Source organism: Rhodococcus sp. ZPP (assembly GCF_017656075.1).
Classification (GTDB): Bacteria; Actinomycetota; Actinomycetes; order Mycobacteriales; family Mycobacteriaceae; genus Rhodococcus_F; species Rhodococcus_F oxybenzonivorans.
In genome coordinates this window covers 147,347-161,773 of the sequence record NZ_CP058640.1, presented here as the reverse complement: position 1 = coordinate 161,773, position 14,427 = coordinate 147,347, and the positions used below count along the sequence as shown (strand labels likewise).

Genomic DNA, 14,427 nt, shown 5'->3' with positions numbered 1-14,427 from the left:
GTGCTCGCGGCACGACACCCCATCAGCGCTACAGGCGACCTCACCGACCGGCCGGGGCACGATCTAACCGTAGGAGTCAACCATCACTCCAGGCGTGAACAGTGCCCACCGGGCCGGCGGCTCAGTGATCAGCCTGCCGTGGCGGAACTTGTCAAGGGAGTTGAGTCCAGCGGGTGTTAAGCTGCTGACGGTTCGGCCTCCATGGTGTTTTCGGAATCGTCGGCTGGCTGGTTGATCCAGACGGCGTCGGGCAGGTCCAGGATCTTCGGAGCGGTGGTAGTGCCGAAGCGGTGCGGATGCCGTGCGCGAGCGGCATCGAGCACTTGCCGACGTTCGGCGGCCTTGCCGGCCGCCAAACCGAAATGGACGTCTGCGGGCGTGTGCAGACCGATGCCGGTGTGGCGGTGGTCGTGGTTGTACCACTCGGTGAATTGGATCATGAATTCTCTTGCTTCACTGAGTGATCCAAACCTATCAGGGAACCCCGGCCCGTACTTGAGAGTCTTGAATACCGACTCCGAGTACGGGTTATCGTTCGAGACCCGCGGCCGTGAATGCGAGCGGGTGACTTCGAGGTCGGCGAGCAACGTCGCGACGGATTTACTGGTCATCGACGTGCCCCGGTCTGCGTGCACAACCTGGGGAATTCCGTGTACCGCGAAGATCTGTTCCATCAATTCCCGTGCCGCACACCAGATTCGTGTGCGTGGACATGGACACCGACGATGTAGCGCGAGTAGATGTCGATCATCACGTAGGCATCGAAGTACCGTCCCTTCACCGGTCCGGCGAGCTTGGTGATGTCCCACGAGTACACCTGTCGAGGTGCGGACGCGACCAACTCCGGGCAGGTCCTCGCCGGGTGTCGGGCAAGCCTTCGACGTTCACTGACCTGCGCATTTTCACGTAGCACGCGGTACATCGTCGACACCGAGCACAGGTAGACACCCTCGTCGAGCAGCTGCGCATACACCTCGAGCGGCGCCTGGTCGACGAACCGGTCACTGTTGAGGACCTCGAGGATCCGCCGGCGTTCGAGGGCGGTGAGCTTGTTCGCTGGTTCTGCCGCGAGAGTGCGCGTCACCGCAGGTGTCGGCGCGGTCGCGGCGGCGCGACGCCGGACCGCGGTCGAACGCACCACACCGGTCAACGTGCTGGCTGTTCTCGTCGATACCCCAGCTTCGGTCAGTTCGGCCCATGCCGCGGTCAGCGCTTGGTCGGATTGTCGTCTAAATCCGCTCTCTCGGAAAGTGATTCCAAGAGAGCGTGTGCTTTTCCCATGATGTCCAGGGCGGCTTCGGTGGTCGTCAGCCGCTTGTTCGCGCGCGCGAGCTCCCGCTTGAGGCGGGCGATCTCGGCCTGCTCGTCGGTGAGCTTGCCAGCTTTCGCGCTCGGCTGGGTGCCGTCGAGGACCCCGGCGTCGCGTTGCTTGCGCCACTCGCTGATCAGCGACGAGTACAGGCCTTCGCGGCGCAGGTAGGCGCCGCCGCCGCCGTCCTCGCAGGCCTGCTCGTACGCGGCCAAGTGCGCGAGCTTGTCGGTCGGGGTGAACGCGCGCCGCCTGCGGGGGCCGTCGGCTCGGGGGTGTGTGGAGACCATGTGGTCATTGTCCTCGACCGGCATGATGCTGGAGATTGTCATGGTGGGGTTGATCCGTATCTCGCCCTGCAGGCGGGGTTGCTGTGAACCGTTGGACTCAACTCACCCTGGCACGCAGGGTGGATGGGCAGTTACCTGTCGTAGGCACGCTGATCGACTCCCATTAGGCGAAGAAGGACTGCTAGTGTCCTGAGTTATTGATTCGTTGAATATTTTGGTATCATCGGGTGATGACACGTGCTGGTCGCCCGAAGGCGGAGTTGGTTCTGTCCGATGTCGAGCGTGACACGCTGCTGGGTTGGGCTCGTCGCGCGAAGACGTCGCAGGCGTTGGCGCTGCGGGCGAAGATCGTGCTGGCGTGTGCGGAGGGCGTGACGAACAAGGATGTCGCTGCGAGACTGGGGATCTGGCCGCAGACGGTGTCCAAGTGGCGGGCCCGGTTCGTCAAGGATCGACTGGCGGGCCTGGCGGACGAGCCGCGGCCGGGTGCGGCTCGCACGATCACCGACGAGCAGGTCGAGACGGTGATCGTCAAGACCCTGGAGGAGACGCCGGCGAACGGGGACACCCACTGGTCGACCCGGTCGATGGCCCGGACAACCGGCATGTCCCAGACCGCGATTTCCCGTATCTGGCGCGCTTTCGGCCTCAAGCCGCATCTGGTGGACACCTGGAAGTTGTCCACCGATCCACAGTTCATCGAGAAGGTCCGCGACATCGTCGGCCTCTACCTCGCCCCGCCCGACAAGGCACTGGTGCTGTGCGTGGACGAGAAATCGCAGATGCAGGCGTTGGACCGCACCGCCCCGATGCTGCCGATGATGCCCGGCGCGCCGGGCCGCAAGACCCACGACTACATCCGCCACGGCACCACAAGCCTTTTCGCCGCCCTCGACATCGCCACCGGCAAGGTCATCGGCCAGCACCAGCGACGATACCGCCACCAGGAGTTCCTCCGGTTCCTCAAGACCATCGACAAGAACACCCCCGCCGAGCTGGACTTGCACCTGATCTGTGACAACTACGCCACCCACAAGACCCCGGCGATCAAGACCTGGCTGGCCGCCCACCCGCGGTTCCATCTGCATTTCACCCCGACCAGCGGTTCCTGGTTGAACCTCGTCGAACGCTGGTTCGGCGAGCTGACCAACCGCAAGCTCCGCCGATCCACCCACCGCAGCGTGAAAGAACTTGAGACCGACGTCCAAGCCTGGATCGACGCATGGAACGACGACCCAAAACCCTTCGTGTGGACCAAAACCGCAGACGAAATCCTGGACAACCTCGCCAACTACTGCACGCGAATTAATCAACTGAACAACGACTCAGGACACTAGCTCCCAGCTGAAGAAATCTGCGATACCCCGAATCCCACCCGTCAACTCGTCGTCGTGTCGAGAAACGGCACGAACTCACTTCCACGCGAGTTCTCACGGACGCGTGATCGCCGACTACAACCATCCCCACTGGGTCGAGAGGTCGACGAATCGTTCCTTTGCCGCCGCCTCAGACTGTTGCCAGTCACTGTATCTGCGGACGACGGCGTCATCGAGTTTGCAGACGCGAATGTAGTCGATCGTCGGCATCATTGACGGCTCGTCCGCACGATGTACGGTACTGACGCTCGTGCGATCGCAATACTCGGCGCGATGACTGACGACAGACGTCCCTGTGTGTAGATCCCGATCAGTTCCACGGCGGATTGGCGACCGCAGCCGCCGGCAGGAGGTCAGTGTCGACGATCGCGCGTTGGTAGGTGTGTGTTCGAGAACCGTGTCCGACGGCCGTCCAGTGGCCTAAGAGTTGGATAGCTCCGAGGTCCCCGCCGCGCTCGTATTTGTCGGTGGAGCAGGCGCGACGCAACCCGTGCGGGCTGAACCACTCCGCTTTCCGGGCCGGCCTTCCACGCTCATCAAGTGCCGCAGGTCGCTGTGACGAATGGCACGTGCAAGGAATGTCTCCGACGAAACGCCGAGACGCCAATCGAGCCGAATGCTCGCGCTCCGACAAAACGCCGGGTCCTGTGATCCGACAACGGCTGATGCGGTCGTGTTGGCGTCCTGTCCACCGAATCCGGATACAGCGTGCGGCGACTGCGGCGGGTCCCCAGACTGATCGCCGCCGGACGGTGCAGATGCTCTGGAGAGACGGTCTCCGCACAGAACCACCGCCCACGCTCCCATCTCATTGTGGCATTGACCAATCCCCTAAGACGGGCTACGTCAGTTCCGCTGTTATGGGTTGCGGCGCCGGTTGCTGCTGATCGATCGCACCCGCCGGTTGCGAGCGCCGCAGAGCATGGCAGTCCGCGGGCGTATCCGGCTGGGAAGCCGACCGCACTCCCGCTGGACCCGGACCGCCCTCCAACGTCACCTTCGGCACCGTAGATGTGCGGTCAGCAACAACTCCCACGTACCCATCACCGTGCACCAGGGCCACCCGCGCGGCCACCTCCAACAGCTACGTCAGGAACGACCTGCACGGGGCCGGCAGTAACCCTGAATGCTCCGCTCGCTCCACCCGGCCGTCGAACTCGTCGGTACAGTCGACGCCAAATCGTCGCAAAAACACACCAACGAGGCCGTCGTCGCCTATCTCTCCGACCACGTCGACACGGCCGGCAAGTGGAATCCGCGACAGTCAGGCGTCACCCCCGCACACTTTCGCGTACCCGTGCGCCTTGCGAACCGAGGTTTTTACTGTCGGTGCTCACCGAGACCAAGAACCCGGCCACGCGATGTAGTCCGGTCGTGTTTGTCGATGCGATCCACGTCAGGATCCGCGACCACCAGGTCATCAAGCCTCGTGCAATCAATTGGTCACCTGACATCCACTCTACGGCCTTCGTCATCTTCGGCAATTTGGTTTCGACCGAAGTGATCCATCGCTTGGGCGGAGAACCCCCACGGCATTTCCAGGCGGTGGGACGCGAGGAGCTCTTCATCGCCAAGAATTTCTTGGATAGCGCCGTCAGCAACGATTCGTCCAGCATCGAGGATTACCGCCCTGTCGCAAAGCTGCGCTGCGTAAGGCAGATCATGGGTGACTAGCAGCATTGTGGTCTCCAGTTGCGCCAACACCTCGGCCAGTTCACGCCGTGCGACCGGATCCAGATTTGCCGACGGTTCGTCGAATACGAGGACCTCGGGGGCGCACGCGAGAACGGTTGCCAGGGCCACCCGCCGTCGTTGGCCTCCCGAAAGGTGCCCGGGCGATCGGTCGGCGTGATCTGACATTCCGACTGCAGAGAGAGCTGCGTTGACCCGCGAGGGAAGAGCCTCCGGTGGCACACCGAAGTTCGCGGGACCGAACGCGACGTCTTGTGAAACGGTGGGCATGAACAGCTGATCGTCGGGATCCTGGAAAACGATGCCGACCCGCCGCCTGACATCGTGGAGTGTGGATCGATCAACAAGGATTCCGCTGATCTCGACCGATCCAGCGGCTGGCGTCAGTACACCATTCAACGTCAGTATCAACGTGGTCTTGCCTGCTCCATTGGGGCCGAGAATCGCCACCCGCTCACCCATTGCGAAATCGAGGTCCACGGACTCCAGCGCGTGGGTTCCGTCAGGGTAGTTGTAACTGACATCTCTGAGTCGCACGGCAGGCTTCAACGGAGGACTCCCAGATGAGCAACACACGAAACTGCTGTGGCGGCGATCGCCGGAGTGAGACCGAACATCCACGACCGGCGGCTAGCTGGTGGGAATCCTAGATCAGGTATTTTGCCGGTGAATCCACGGGAGAGCATCGCCAGGTGCACCCGCTCACCGCGCTCATAGGATCGCACGAACAGACCGCCAACTCCGCGCGCAGTCGCACCGATTTGTTGGATAGTGCGCGGATCGTCACCACGCGAAAGCCTCGCTCGTCGCATACGGAGTGCCTCACCTGCAAGAAGATCGGCATATCGGAGCATCAGCACCACTATCGTGGTGGCCATTCCTGAGATCCTTAGCCGGGACAATCCGAGGGGCATATCGTGACGATGAGTCGTCGCGGCCAGGGTCAACGCCGTCATCAGTCCCAATGTTCCCTTGACAAGGATGCCCCATGCCGCCTGCAGCCCGAACAGCGAGACAGACACGCCGAGAACAGTCGTACGCTCACCTCCCTCGGTGAACGGAAGCAGCACCGCCAGAATGACGAAGGGCAATTCGAAACCCATCCGCGGGAGAATCCACCGTAATTGGATCTGTGCGACCCGCCACACCAGCAGCAGGACGACGGCATACACGGCGAAGGTCCAGAAGGTGTCTCTGGGTGTGGCAACAACCGCAACGGTGAATGCGAACGCGCTCACAATCTTGACCTCGACCGGTAGCTGATGCACCGGTGAATCGCCCTCCAGATACAGGGCGTACGCATGTCCCGCTCCCATCGTCTACTCCCTCGCATCGTTCGAGCGTCGGCGGGTCCGCTGAACACGCGTCAGAAACCAGAACAAGCTTCCTGATATAACGAACACCGTCGAGGCGCCTACGACCCCGGCTACACCTGTCGTGCCAGCACTACCTGCAACGCTGTAGTCGGCCAACGGCGTCGCGGCAAGATGGTGCTCCCGAGCACCCTGCGCCATGCAGCTCCCGTTGAGTTCTTGACCCTCCGCGGTTTGAACAACGTCACAACCTCTCAGAGTTGCCGAATCCAGTCCGTCTGGATCAGAATCGGCAAAATGGGAGAGGACGCCCGCGATGCTCATGGCGACTACAGCGAATACGAGAAGGAAGGCCCGAGTGGGACGCTGAACTTTGGTAGTCATAGGTGGACTGCCTGCACCGGCGGTTCTGTCGCTCGGCACAGATATACGAGATCGGGTCTAGTTTTCGCAACCGAAACGATCGTGAGAGCGGTTATCACACCCTCGCCGATCCCGATCAGCGCATGAGTGCTGATCATGTAGACCGCAACCGCCGGGATCGAGCCCGTCCCGTCGCCTCCCATACGGTATTCCATGAGGAAGCCGAGCGAGGCTGCAATCGTCCCGATCAACGCGGAGGCAAAGGCGAGCGCGCCCAACTGTAGATCTAACTTCTTCTGCACCGAAGGGGTCGGTCGCTCGTGCACGCCACCACCGGCCCTGGATCGGCGCAGTGCAGCCCAGAGAGTGGCGGCCGCGATGTATCCGACTGTCACGCCGATCAATGCCATGTTGGTGATGTTTGTTCCGAGAGCGGTGAGCCCTCCGTCGGCAAAAAGCAGCGCCTGTATGAGCAGCACGATAGCAACACAGAGTGCTCCGGTATAGGGACCGACCAGGATTGCGGCTAGAGCTCCCCCCAAGACATGGCCGCTGACTCCGGGAAGAATGGGAAAGTTGATCATCTGAACTGCAAAAATGAAGGCCGCGACCAATCCTGCCATCGGCGCTGAGCGCTCAGTGAGTTCTTCTCTTGCCTTCCAACCTGCGAAAATTATACCTAAGCCAGCAACGACGCCGAACAGCAGCGAGATTCGAGCGTTCACCAATCCGTCCGACATATGCATCGATACAACATCAGTGTGTGTTCCGACTGGCACAAGGGTGGGAAACACGGTTTCCTCCTGTCGACACCTGCATCATAAATATTTGCCATTGAACATATGAACAGGTATGCAGCTAAAGGTCCCTGCAAAACATGTCGTCGAATCGGCATATTTGTTTATTTCCAATTTCTTCGGCACTCAGCACCGGGCCTTGCCGCTACGGCGGCGGCACCGAGAGGTTGCCACCGCGGTAGCGACAAGGCTGTGTCCATCAGAAGAAGCCCTGAGCCTTCGCGGCGTAGCTGACCAGCAGGTTCTTGGTCTGCTGGTAGTGCTCGAGCATCATCAGGTGGTTCTCACGGCCGATGCCGGACTGCTTGTAGCCACCGAATGCGGCGTGCGCCGGGTACTGGTGGTACGTGTTGGTCCACACCCGGCCGGCCTGAATGTCACGGCCCGTGCGGTAGGCGACCCCGCCGTCACGCGACCACACACCGGCTCCCAGGCCGTACAGGGTGTCGTTGGCGATCTCGATGGCCTGCTCGTAATCCTTGAACGAGGTGACCGACACGACGGGCCCGAAGATCTCCTCCTGGAAGATCCGCATCTTGTTCTGGCCGGTGAAGATGGTCGGCTGAACGTAGTACCCGCCCGACAGATCGCCGCCGAGCTCCGCGCGCTCGCCACCGGTGATGACCTTGGCACCCTCACCCTTGCCGATCTCGATGTAGGACAGGATTTTCTCGAGCTGATCATTGGACGCCTGCGCGCCGATCATCGTGTCGGTATCGAGCGGGTCACCCTGACGCACGGCCTTGGTGCGAATGGCGGCCATCGCCAGGAACTCGTCGAAGATGTCTTCCTGGATCAGCGAGCGCGACGGGCACGTGCACACCTCACCCTGGTTGAGGGCGAACATCGTGAATCCCTCGAGTGCCTTGTCCTGGTAGTCGTCGTTGGCGGACATGACGTCGGAGAAGAAGATGTTGGGGCTCTTGCCACCCAGCTCGAGGGTGACCGGAATCAGGTTCTGCGAGGCGTACTGCATGATGAGCCGGCCCGTGGTGGTCTCGCCCGTGAACGCGATCTTCCTGATCCGGGGGCTCGACGCCAACGGCTTGCCCGCTTCGACACCGAAGCCGTTGACGATGTTCACCACACCGGCAGGCAGAAGGTCACCGATGACGGAGATCAGGTGCAGGATCGACGCCGGAGTCTGCTCGGCGGGCTTGAGCACTACCGCGTTTCCGGCGGCCAATGCCGGCGCCAGCTTCCACACGGCCATCAGGATGGGGAAGTTCCAGGGAATGATCTGGCCGACCACGCCGAGCGGCTCGTGGAAGTGGTACGCGACGGTGTCGTTGTCGATCTCCGACAGCGCCCCCTCCTGCGCTCGAATGGCCCCGGCGAAGTAGCGGAAGTGATCCACGGCCAACGGAATGTCCGCGTTCAGGGTCTCGCGGATCGGCTTGCCGTTGTCCCAGGACTCGGCGAGCGCGATGGATTCGAGGTTCTCCTCGATACGGTCGGCGATCTTGTTCAGGATGATCGCGCGCTCGGCCACGGACGTCTTGCCCCAAGCCGGTGCCGCGGCGTGAGCGGCGTCGAGCGCGAGCTCGATGTCCTCGGACGTAGACCGGGCGACCTCACAGAACGGCTGGCCGGTGACGGGTGTCGGATTCTCGAAGTACTGGCCCTTGACGGGCGCAACCCACTGGCCGCCGATCCAGTTGTCGTAACGCGATTGGAAGGACATGACGGCGTCGGGCGAACCCGGGCGGGCATACACACTCATCGAAAAGCTCCTTTGGTTCGAGCACAATAAAATTATTTGATTGAGAACACTTGGGAGCTTGGGGTTGCAACTTGTCGTCGCTTGCACGGACCCAAGGGCGGCGGTGTGCTATTTCCTCCTTCAGCAACACCGTCGCGCGCGCCCCGTCGGCGCTATCCCTTCGTTTTCTTCTCAGAAACGACCACTTCTGTGGTCAAAAACATCGCCGCAATGGATGCAGCATTTTGGAGCGCGCAACGAGTCACCTTGACAGGGTCGATGATTCCGAACTCGAGCATGTCGCCGTATTCACCGGTCAACACGTTCAAACCGTGACCGATCGGTAAGTGGCGCACCTTCTCGACAACAACCCCGCCCTCCAAACCCGCGTTCAGCGCAATCTGCCGTAGGGGGGCCTCGAGCGCCACTCTCAAGACATTGGCGCCGACCGCCTCATCGCCGTGCAGGTCGAGGTTTGCAAATGCAGGTACGGCGGCCTGCAGCAGACTGACCCCTCCTCCAGCGACAATCCCCTCCAGCGCCGCCGCCCGTGCATTGCGCACGGCGTCCTCAGCGCGATGTTTACGTTCATTGAGTTCGATCTCGGTTGCCGCGCCTATGTTGATTACCGCGACACCGCCCCCCAGTTTCGCCAAACGCTCGCGCTGCTTATCCATGTCGTAGTCGGAACTGGAACTCTCAATCGCGGCGTTGATCTCGCTCACGCGACCTGAGATCGCCTGAGGATCGCCTCCCCCGCCCACGATCGTCGTTTCCTCGGTCGTAATGAATACTTTGGTCGCAGTCCCAAGGAAATCAAGATCGATCGTCGCGAGCGATGCACCAATCGCATCAGAAATCACCTGCGCCCCTGTTACAACAGCGATGTCCTCTAACATAGCTTCGCGCCTGTCGCCGAACCCTGGTGCTTTCACCGCGGCAGACTTGAAGTTGCCGCGAACGGTGTTGACAACCAATGTCGACAGGGCGACACCCTCGATATCTTCGGCAACGACCAGCAACGGCCTACCATTTCCCTCGGCCGTCACCTTTTCCATAACGGGAATTAGCTGGTCTACCCTGTTGATGAGGGAGGACGTGACCAGAATGTACGGGTTCTCGAGCACCACCTGCATGCGCTCGAGATCGGTAACGAAATATGGGCTGAGATAGCCCCTGTCGAAACGCAGACCTTCCGCGAGCTCGAGAGCCAGACCCAACGTGTTCGACGCCTCGACGGTGATGACGCCCTCGGGTCCGACATGTTCGAGGGCGGATGCCACGATTTCGCCGATTGCTGCGTCCCCGGACGAATTGGTCGCGGTCGACGCGATCTGTTCGGTCGTGTCGACTTTCCTCGCAGCTCGGTTGATCACCTCAACCACGGCGGCTACTGCACTTTCGATTCCGCGTCGCATCGCCATCGGATTCGCTCCGGCAGCAATGTTGCGTAGGCCCTCAGATACCATGGCCTGCGCGAGCACAGTTGCAGTCGTTGTGCCGTCGCCGGCCGCATCGTCGGTCTTCTGAGCGACATGTTTGACCAGTTCAGCGCCCATCTTCTCATGGGGGTCGGCTAGCTCGATGCTCCGCGCCACGGTGACGCCGTCGTTCGTCACGGTTGGCTCGGCGAAATCGCTACCCAGAACGACGTTGCGGCCCTTCGGGCCAAGGGTGACCTTCACAGCGTCGGCAAGCTTGTTCATCCCATTTTCCAACGCGCGTCTGGCGGCGTCATCAAAGGTGATTCCCTTGGCCATGGACCGTTAACCTTCCTCTTCACGGGGCATATCGATTGTGCAGGCGATGCGCCGAATAAAAGGCGCACATTCAGTCTTCAGGACGCCGCCGATGATGCTTCCGCTTTATGGACCACGACGCCACGTTCGGAACGCAACGTCTCGATCGACTTGTCGAACCAGTTCAAGGAGCGAACTTTCATAATCTTCTCTGCGAGCAGCACTTCTGTCCGCATGAAGAAGTTGGTCGGCATCATCGGCGGTTTGTACGTATGACGGAACTCTTCGTTGATCCGCTCTAGTTCAAAATAGTCCGATGCGGAGTCGGCACGGGCAAGGAAGTCGTCACAGACCTTCTGGGCGTCCTTCCCGATGCCGCCTAGTGTCCGCGTCCGTACCTGACTGTTCGACATTGCGACAAACCGGAGCACCGCAACCTTCTCTTCGAGAAGGGCCTCCATCCACAGGTCGTCGACGTCAGTTAGTCCGTCGCCCCTGTGCGCGTCGCGCAAATCCTGGAGCGCGTGCACGGCATCATGGAGCAGTTTGATGTCGTCGACCTTCTTCTGCCAATCACGGCGCACCTCACGATTGCCGTACTTGGACTCCTCGACCATGAAGTCGGCGCCTTTTGTCTCGCTACCGCCGCGCTTGCGACGCACGCGACGTGTCGTAGAATCAGCCATCATTCCGCTTCTTTCTTACTAGGGACGAAATCCTCGTTGTGACGCTGGTTGCGGGGAACTCCCAGCTCTTCCAAAATCCTTGTCACGGCATCGATCATGACGGGAGCACCACAGAAGTAGTATTCGTATGACGGTGCTCGGGGCGAGATATACCTCGCGAGTGATTCGGTTACCAAACCCACTTCGCCGCCCCATGTCGAATCTGGGCGGAGCAGGCTGAAGGAGACCTTCAAATTCGGTAATGAAGTGCAGAGCTCCTTCAATTCGTCGGTGTAGTAGACATCGCCTGGATTCGTGTTTCCGAAAAAGAGAATCGCTTCTTGTGACGGCGAGGTCTCCTCCAGCGCTCGCAACATGGCGATTATTGGTGCGAGTCCTGTACCGCCAGCGATGAATACAGGGATCCGACCGGTATCCCGATACACAAACTTCCCCATCGGGCCTTCGACGGTGATCGGATCCCCGACCTGCGCTTTCGAACCAATATACGAGGAAAACTGACCATCGGGATACACCTTGATCTGAAAGCTCAGAAGCCGATCACCTCTGGGTAAATGGCACATAGAGAAATCGCGGCTGATGCCATTCGATAGCGTGAGACGCACGAATTGTCCAGGGGTGAAATTGACCGGCTCCTGGGCCGCTAGGGTGCGCACCGTTAGAGATACAGTTGTTTCAGACATCCATCGGATGTCTTCTATGCTCGCCTTCCATGTGCTCGCCTCGAAATGTTGGACCAGCGAGTATGGATAGTCGAACTCAAGTTCGAGATCGCTCGCCGGCTTGAGTCGGCAGGCAAGAACAAACCCTTCTTCCTCTTCTGCCGGTGACAAGGCATGCACCGAATGGGAAAGCAGATCGCTGTAGTCACCCTCGGCAAGGTAACATTTGCAGGTCGAACAGACGCCTTCGCGGCATTCCGTCATCAGGAGAACACCCTGCCGCAGTGCCGCAGTTACGACATCTTCGTCTTCTCCGCACGAGATCTCGGCCTCGCCGTCGTCCTCGAAGAACATCTTCACCTGGTGTGTCATTTTCTTGCCTTACCATTCGTAACGAGCTGCAGGAAATTGCTGGTTTATTGATCTCCGGACTGCGCCGATCCATTCCATCGACAAACTCACGTCGGTCGCATCAGGCGCTGGACCATTTCCGCTGTGCGTTGCGCGGTGCGCCGGGACAGGGCAGCTCCTTCATGGATTTCAACCCCATTTTCTTTTATGACCCACCGCCACACCGGGCCGATTTCGTCCACGACAATTTCCAGAGGACCGTCCGGTCTAACATCGTCCGAATACTCTGGTCCGTCCTCATCGCTTGTGGACATGCCGTCGACCTCTAATTCTGGAGCGAATATGCCGGGGGAAGACGGTCCCACTGGCCGCTGAATCTATTCACGGGGTAAAGCCTTCTCGATACCCATGAGATCGGTGGTGATGATGAAGGTCTGGCCGTCGTTGTAGGCTCGGCCGATCGTCGTCGTGACGTTTACCATGAAGTCGAAGACGTTGTATCGATGTCCGACCAAAGGCTCGATTTCCGTGCAGTCGATGACGATATCGGTATCGCAGTCAAGGCGGTAGAATGTACCCGAGTCTTCGATCTGAAAGGATGGTTCGTCGGCGTACTCTTCCTCAAGGTACTCGATGACTTGCTCTATTTCTTCGCTCTTCATCAAACATAGAACGACACGCGATGTTTCTACTACCCCCGCGTCACTTTGCATTGCCGCCGCGAGTGCCTGCGGATCAAAGGCGGCGATCCGCTCATTTGTCGATGCGGCTCTCTTTCGTACAACGCCTTTGACCGGTTCTGTTGCTGTCATGTGCGGGCCTCCTGCACTTCCTGGTTCGGATCGGTTGCTTTCAGGCGTCTTGCTTGCTTTCTGCCGCCGCTGATCGCCTGATTTCAATCCGCCGCGAGAACTTGTTTAAGTCGTCTGCGTAGTCGGCGTCGGCGTACCGGCGATCTGTCCGACGAGCGCGTTCTGGTCGACGGAATAGTCAAAGACCTTGGCGTATCGAGCGACCCAGTCGCCGATCACACGGTCGGCTGCGACCGGTGCCCCGCCCGCCAGCGCGCCGTCTCTCAAACGCTTCGTCTTGGTAAACATGGGAGCGAAGTCGGCCATCGCGTTGATCGTGATCGGCAGCCATTTCTCGGCCCACATCTGCATAACCTGTTTGTTGTAGGCACCGAATTTTGGGTCGCCGGCCAATACACGCTCGAAGAGCTCGAAGGCCCACTGTGCATCGATTTCGGCGTTGCTGAGCGTCGAAGAAATCACGGCGGACGTCAGTACGTCTCCGTGTGCGGCGGCCGCCCGGCTGAAGAATTGCTGCCGTGCGAACGAACCGAACAGGGGCTCGTAGATCATGTAGATGGCAAAGATTGCTTCCAGGAAGTCGTAGGTCCCGCCCCAAATCTCTTCCACCGCGGCGCGGGCGCCCTTGTAGATTGGATCTGCCATCCACACGTCTTTGCCAGGTTTGACCTCCGCAGAGAAGCCTTCGAGCACCTGGGACAGCGCCACCTTCACGGCCTGGATCATTTCCGCGTTGTCGAGGTGATCGAGAGCTCCAGTGATGAACGCGACTCGCATGACATCTGTGAGGGCGTCGCGGGAGGTACTGGCATGTGCAATTTGCAGACCGTACTCATGGTGCGCATAGGCCCCGAAGTACGTGGGGATCACCTGATGCAGCCACTCGTCGTCAATGTCTCGGTGCAGTCCCTGCCGACCGAACACGCTCAGGAGTCGCTGGAACTCTTCCCATTCCTCGGCCTTCTGCTGCGTGTACGGGCGTTGCCATCTTGCGCCCGGATCGCGAAAGGCAAACCAGTCCGACGACTTCGCCTCGGTGAAGTAGTTCTCCCAGGCGCCGCGCCCGCCAACCGAGCGGTTCTTCCAGCCTCCAAATCCAAGTCCTCCAGGAATCCAATCCGGACTCGGCTGTGCGTACAGGAGCACTTGTTCATATTCCGAGATTCGACGTCCGGCGGGCTTTGCGTAGTACTGGGACGTACGCTGCGTGTCCAGAACTGGCAATTCCTGGTCGAATGCCGGATTGAGGAAATGCCGCCGGACCAGAGAGGAGTGTGGAGCAACGTCATCCACCTCGGATTCGGTGGCGGTGTTGTCGAGCTGTGTGGTCATTGC

At 60.2% G+C, this 14,427-nt stretch carries 12 protein-coding genes and 1 pseudogene; 1 reads left to right on the top strand and 12 read right to left on the bottom strand.

What is annotated here, in order from left to right; translation table 11 throughout:
* Positions 1-176 precede the first annotated feature (176 nt).
* Positions 177-1,599, bottom strand: a pseudogene (locus HYG77_RS36290) (IS3 family transposase).
* A 230-nt stretch (positions 1,600-1,829) separates the two neighbouring features.
* Here HYG77_RS36290 and HYG77_RS36285 point away from each other — a divergent pair.
* A complete protein-coding gene (locus HYG77_RS36285) occupies positions 1,830-2,936 on the top strand; it encodes an IS630 family transposase (RefSeq protein WP_208964396.1) in 1,107 nt (368 codons plus the stop codon).
* Between the two features lie 114 nt (positions 2,937-3,050).
* Here the strand turns inward: HYG77_RS36285 and HYG77_RS36280 are convergent, their stop codons facing one another.
* The 11 genes from HYG77_RS36280 to HYG77_RS36230 all read right to left on the bottom strand — a co-directional run bounded on the left by HYG77_RS36280 (position 3,051) and on the right by HYG77_RS36230 (position 14,424).
* Positions 3,051-3,188 carry a hypothetical protein gene (locus tag HYG77_RS36280; protein WP_208964395.1) on the bottom strand — a complete coding sequence of 46 codons (138 nt, stop codon included), beginning with the start codon at positions 3,186-3,188 and terminating at the stop codon, positions 3,051-3,053.
* Between the two features lie 1,230 nt (positions 3,189-4,418).
* On the bottom strand, positions 4,419-5,216 hold the full coding sequence (locus HYG77_RS36275) for an ABC transporter ATP-binding protein (RefSeq protein ID WP_280123343.1): 798 nt from the start codon (positions 5,214-5,216) through the stop codon (positions 4,419-4,421).
* Positions 5,213-5,983, bottom strand: a complete 771-nt coding sequence (locus tag HYG77_RS36270) for an energy-coupling factor transporter transmembrane component T (RefSeq protein ID WP_208964394.1) — start codon at positions 5,981-5,983, stop codon at positions 5,213-5,215. The genes HYG77_RS36275 and HYG77_RS36270 overlap by 4 nt, the downstream gene beginning before the upstream one ends.
* Positions 5,984-5,986: 3 nt before the next feature.
* Positions 5,987-6,364 (bottom strand): PDGLE domain-containing protein, encoded by a 378-nt coding sequence (locus HYG77_RS36265; RefSeq protein WP_208964393.1) that lies wholly within the window; start codon positions 6,362-6,364, stop codon positions 5,987-5,989.
* A complete protein-coding gene (locus tag HYG77_RS36260) occupies positions 6,361-7,089 on the bottom strand; it encodes an energy-coupling factor ABC transporter permease (RefSeq protein ID WP_208964392.1) in 729 nt (242 codons plus the stop codon). The genes HYG77_RS36265 and HYG77_RS36260 overlap by 4 nt, the downstream gene beginning before the upstream one ends.
* A 250-nt stretch (positions 7,090-7,339) precedes the next feature.
* A complete protein-coding gene (adh, locus tag HYG77_RS36255) occupies positions 7,340-8,863 on the bottom strand; it encodes an aldehyde dehydrogenase (protein WP_208964391.1) in 1,524 nt (507 codons plus the stop codon).
* A 152-nt stretch (positions 8,864-9,015) separates the two neighbouring features.
* Complete coding sequence (groL, locus tag HYG77_RS36250) at positions 9,016-10,602, bottom strand: chaperonin GroEL (RefSeq protein ID WP_208964390.1); 1,587 nt, start codon at positions 10,600-10,602, stop codon at positions 9,016-9,018.
* 77 nt (positions 10,603-10,679) lie between these two features.
* Positions 10,680-11,270, bottom strand: coding sequence for a methane monooxygenase (locus tag HYG77_RS36245; protein ID WP_244461561.1), 591 nt, complete (start codon positions 11,268-11,270; stop codon positions 10,680-10,682).
* On the bottom strand, positions 11,267-12,283 hold the full coding sequence (locus tag HYG77_RS36240) for a 2Fe-2S iron-sulfur cluster binding domain-containing protein (protein WP_244461579.1): 1,017 nt from the start codon (positions 12,281-12,283) through the stop codon (positions 11,267-11,269). Before HYG77_RS36240 ends, HYG77_RS36245 begins: the two co-directional genes overlap by 4 nt.
* A 374-nt stretch (positions 12,284-12,657) precedes the next feature.
* On the bottom strand, positions 12,658-13,092 hold the full coding sequence (locus tag HYG77_RS36235) for an MmoB/DmpM family protein (protein WP_208964388.1): 435 nt from the start codon (positions 13,090-13,092) through the stop codon (positions 12,658-12,660).
* Between the two features lie 105 nt (positions 13,093-13,197).
* Entirely contained in the window at positions 13,198-14,424 is a 1,227-nt protein-coding gene (locus HYG77_RS36230) for a toluene hydroxylase (protein WP_208964387.1), read from the bottom strand.
* Positions 14,425-14,427 lie beyond the last annotated feature (3 nt).

Bases quoted from the DNA above. Each gene is read 5' to 3' on its own strand.
- HYG77_RS36285 (WP_208964396.1), top strand. From the start codon at position 1,830: ATGACACGTGCTGGTCGCCCGAAGGCGGAGTTGGTTCTGTCCGATGTC.
- HYG77_RS36280 (WP_208964395.1), bottom strand. From the start codon at position 3,188: ATGATGCCGACGATCGACTACATTCGCGTCTGCAAACTCGATGACGCC.
- HYG77_RS36270 (WP_208964394.1), bottom strand. From the start codon at position 5,983: ATGGGAGCGGGACATGCGTACGCCCTGTATCTGGAGGGCGATTCACCG.
- HYG77_RS36265 (WP_208964393.1), bottom strand. From the start codon at position 6,364: ATGACTACCAAAGTTCAGCGTCCCACTCGGGCCTTCCTTCTCGTATTC.
- HYG77_RS36260 (WP_208964392.1), bottom strand. From the start codon at position 7,089: ATGCATATGTCGGACGGATTGGTGAACGCTCGAATCTCGCTGCTGTTC.
- adh (WP_208964391.1), bottom strand. From the start codon at position 8,863: ATGAGTGTGTATGCCCGCCCGGGTTCGCCCGACGCCGTCATGTCCTTC.
- groL (WP_208964390.1), bottom strand. From the start codon at position 10,602: ATGGCCAAGGGAATCACCTTTGATGACGCCGCCAGACGCGCGTTGGAA.
- HYG77_RS36245 (WP_244461561.1), bottom strand. From the start codon at position 11,270: ATGATGGCTGATTCTACGACACGTCGCGTGCGTCGCAAGCGCGGCGGT.
- HYG77_RS36240 (WP_244461579.1), bottom strand. From the start codon at position 12,283: ATGTTCTTCGAGGACGACGGCGAGGCCGAGATCTCGTGCGGAGAAGAC.
- HYG77_RS36235 (WP_208964388.1), bottom strand. From the start codon at position 13,092: ATGACAGCAACAGAACCGGTCAAAGGCGTTGTACGAAAGAGAGCCGCA.
- HYG77_RS36230 (WP_208964387.1), bottom strand. From the start codon at position 14,424: ATGACCACACAGCTCGACAACACCGCCACCGAATCCGAGGTGGATGAC.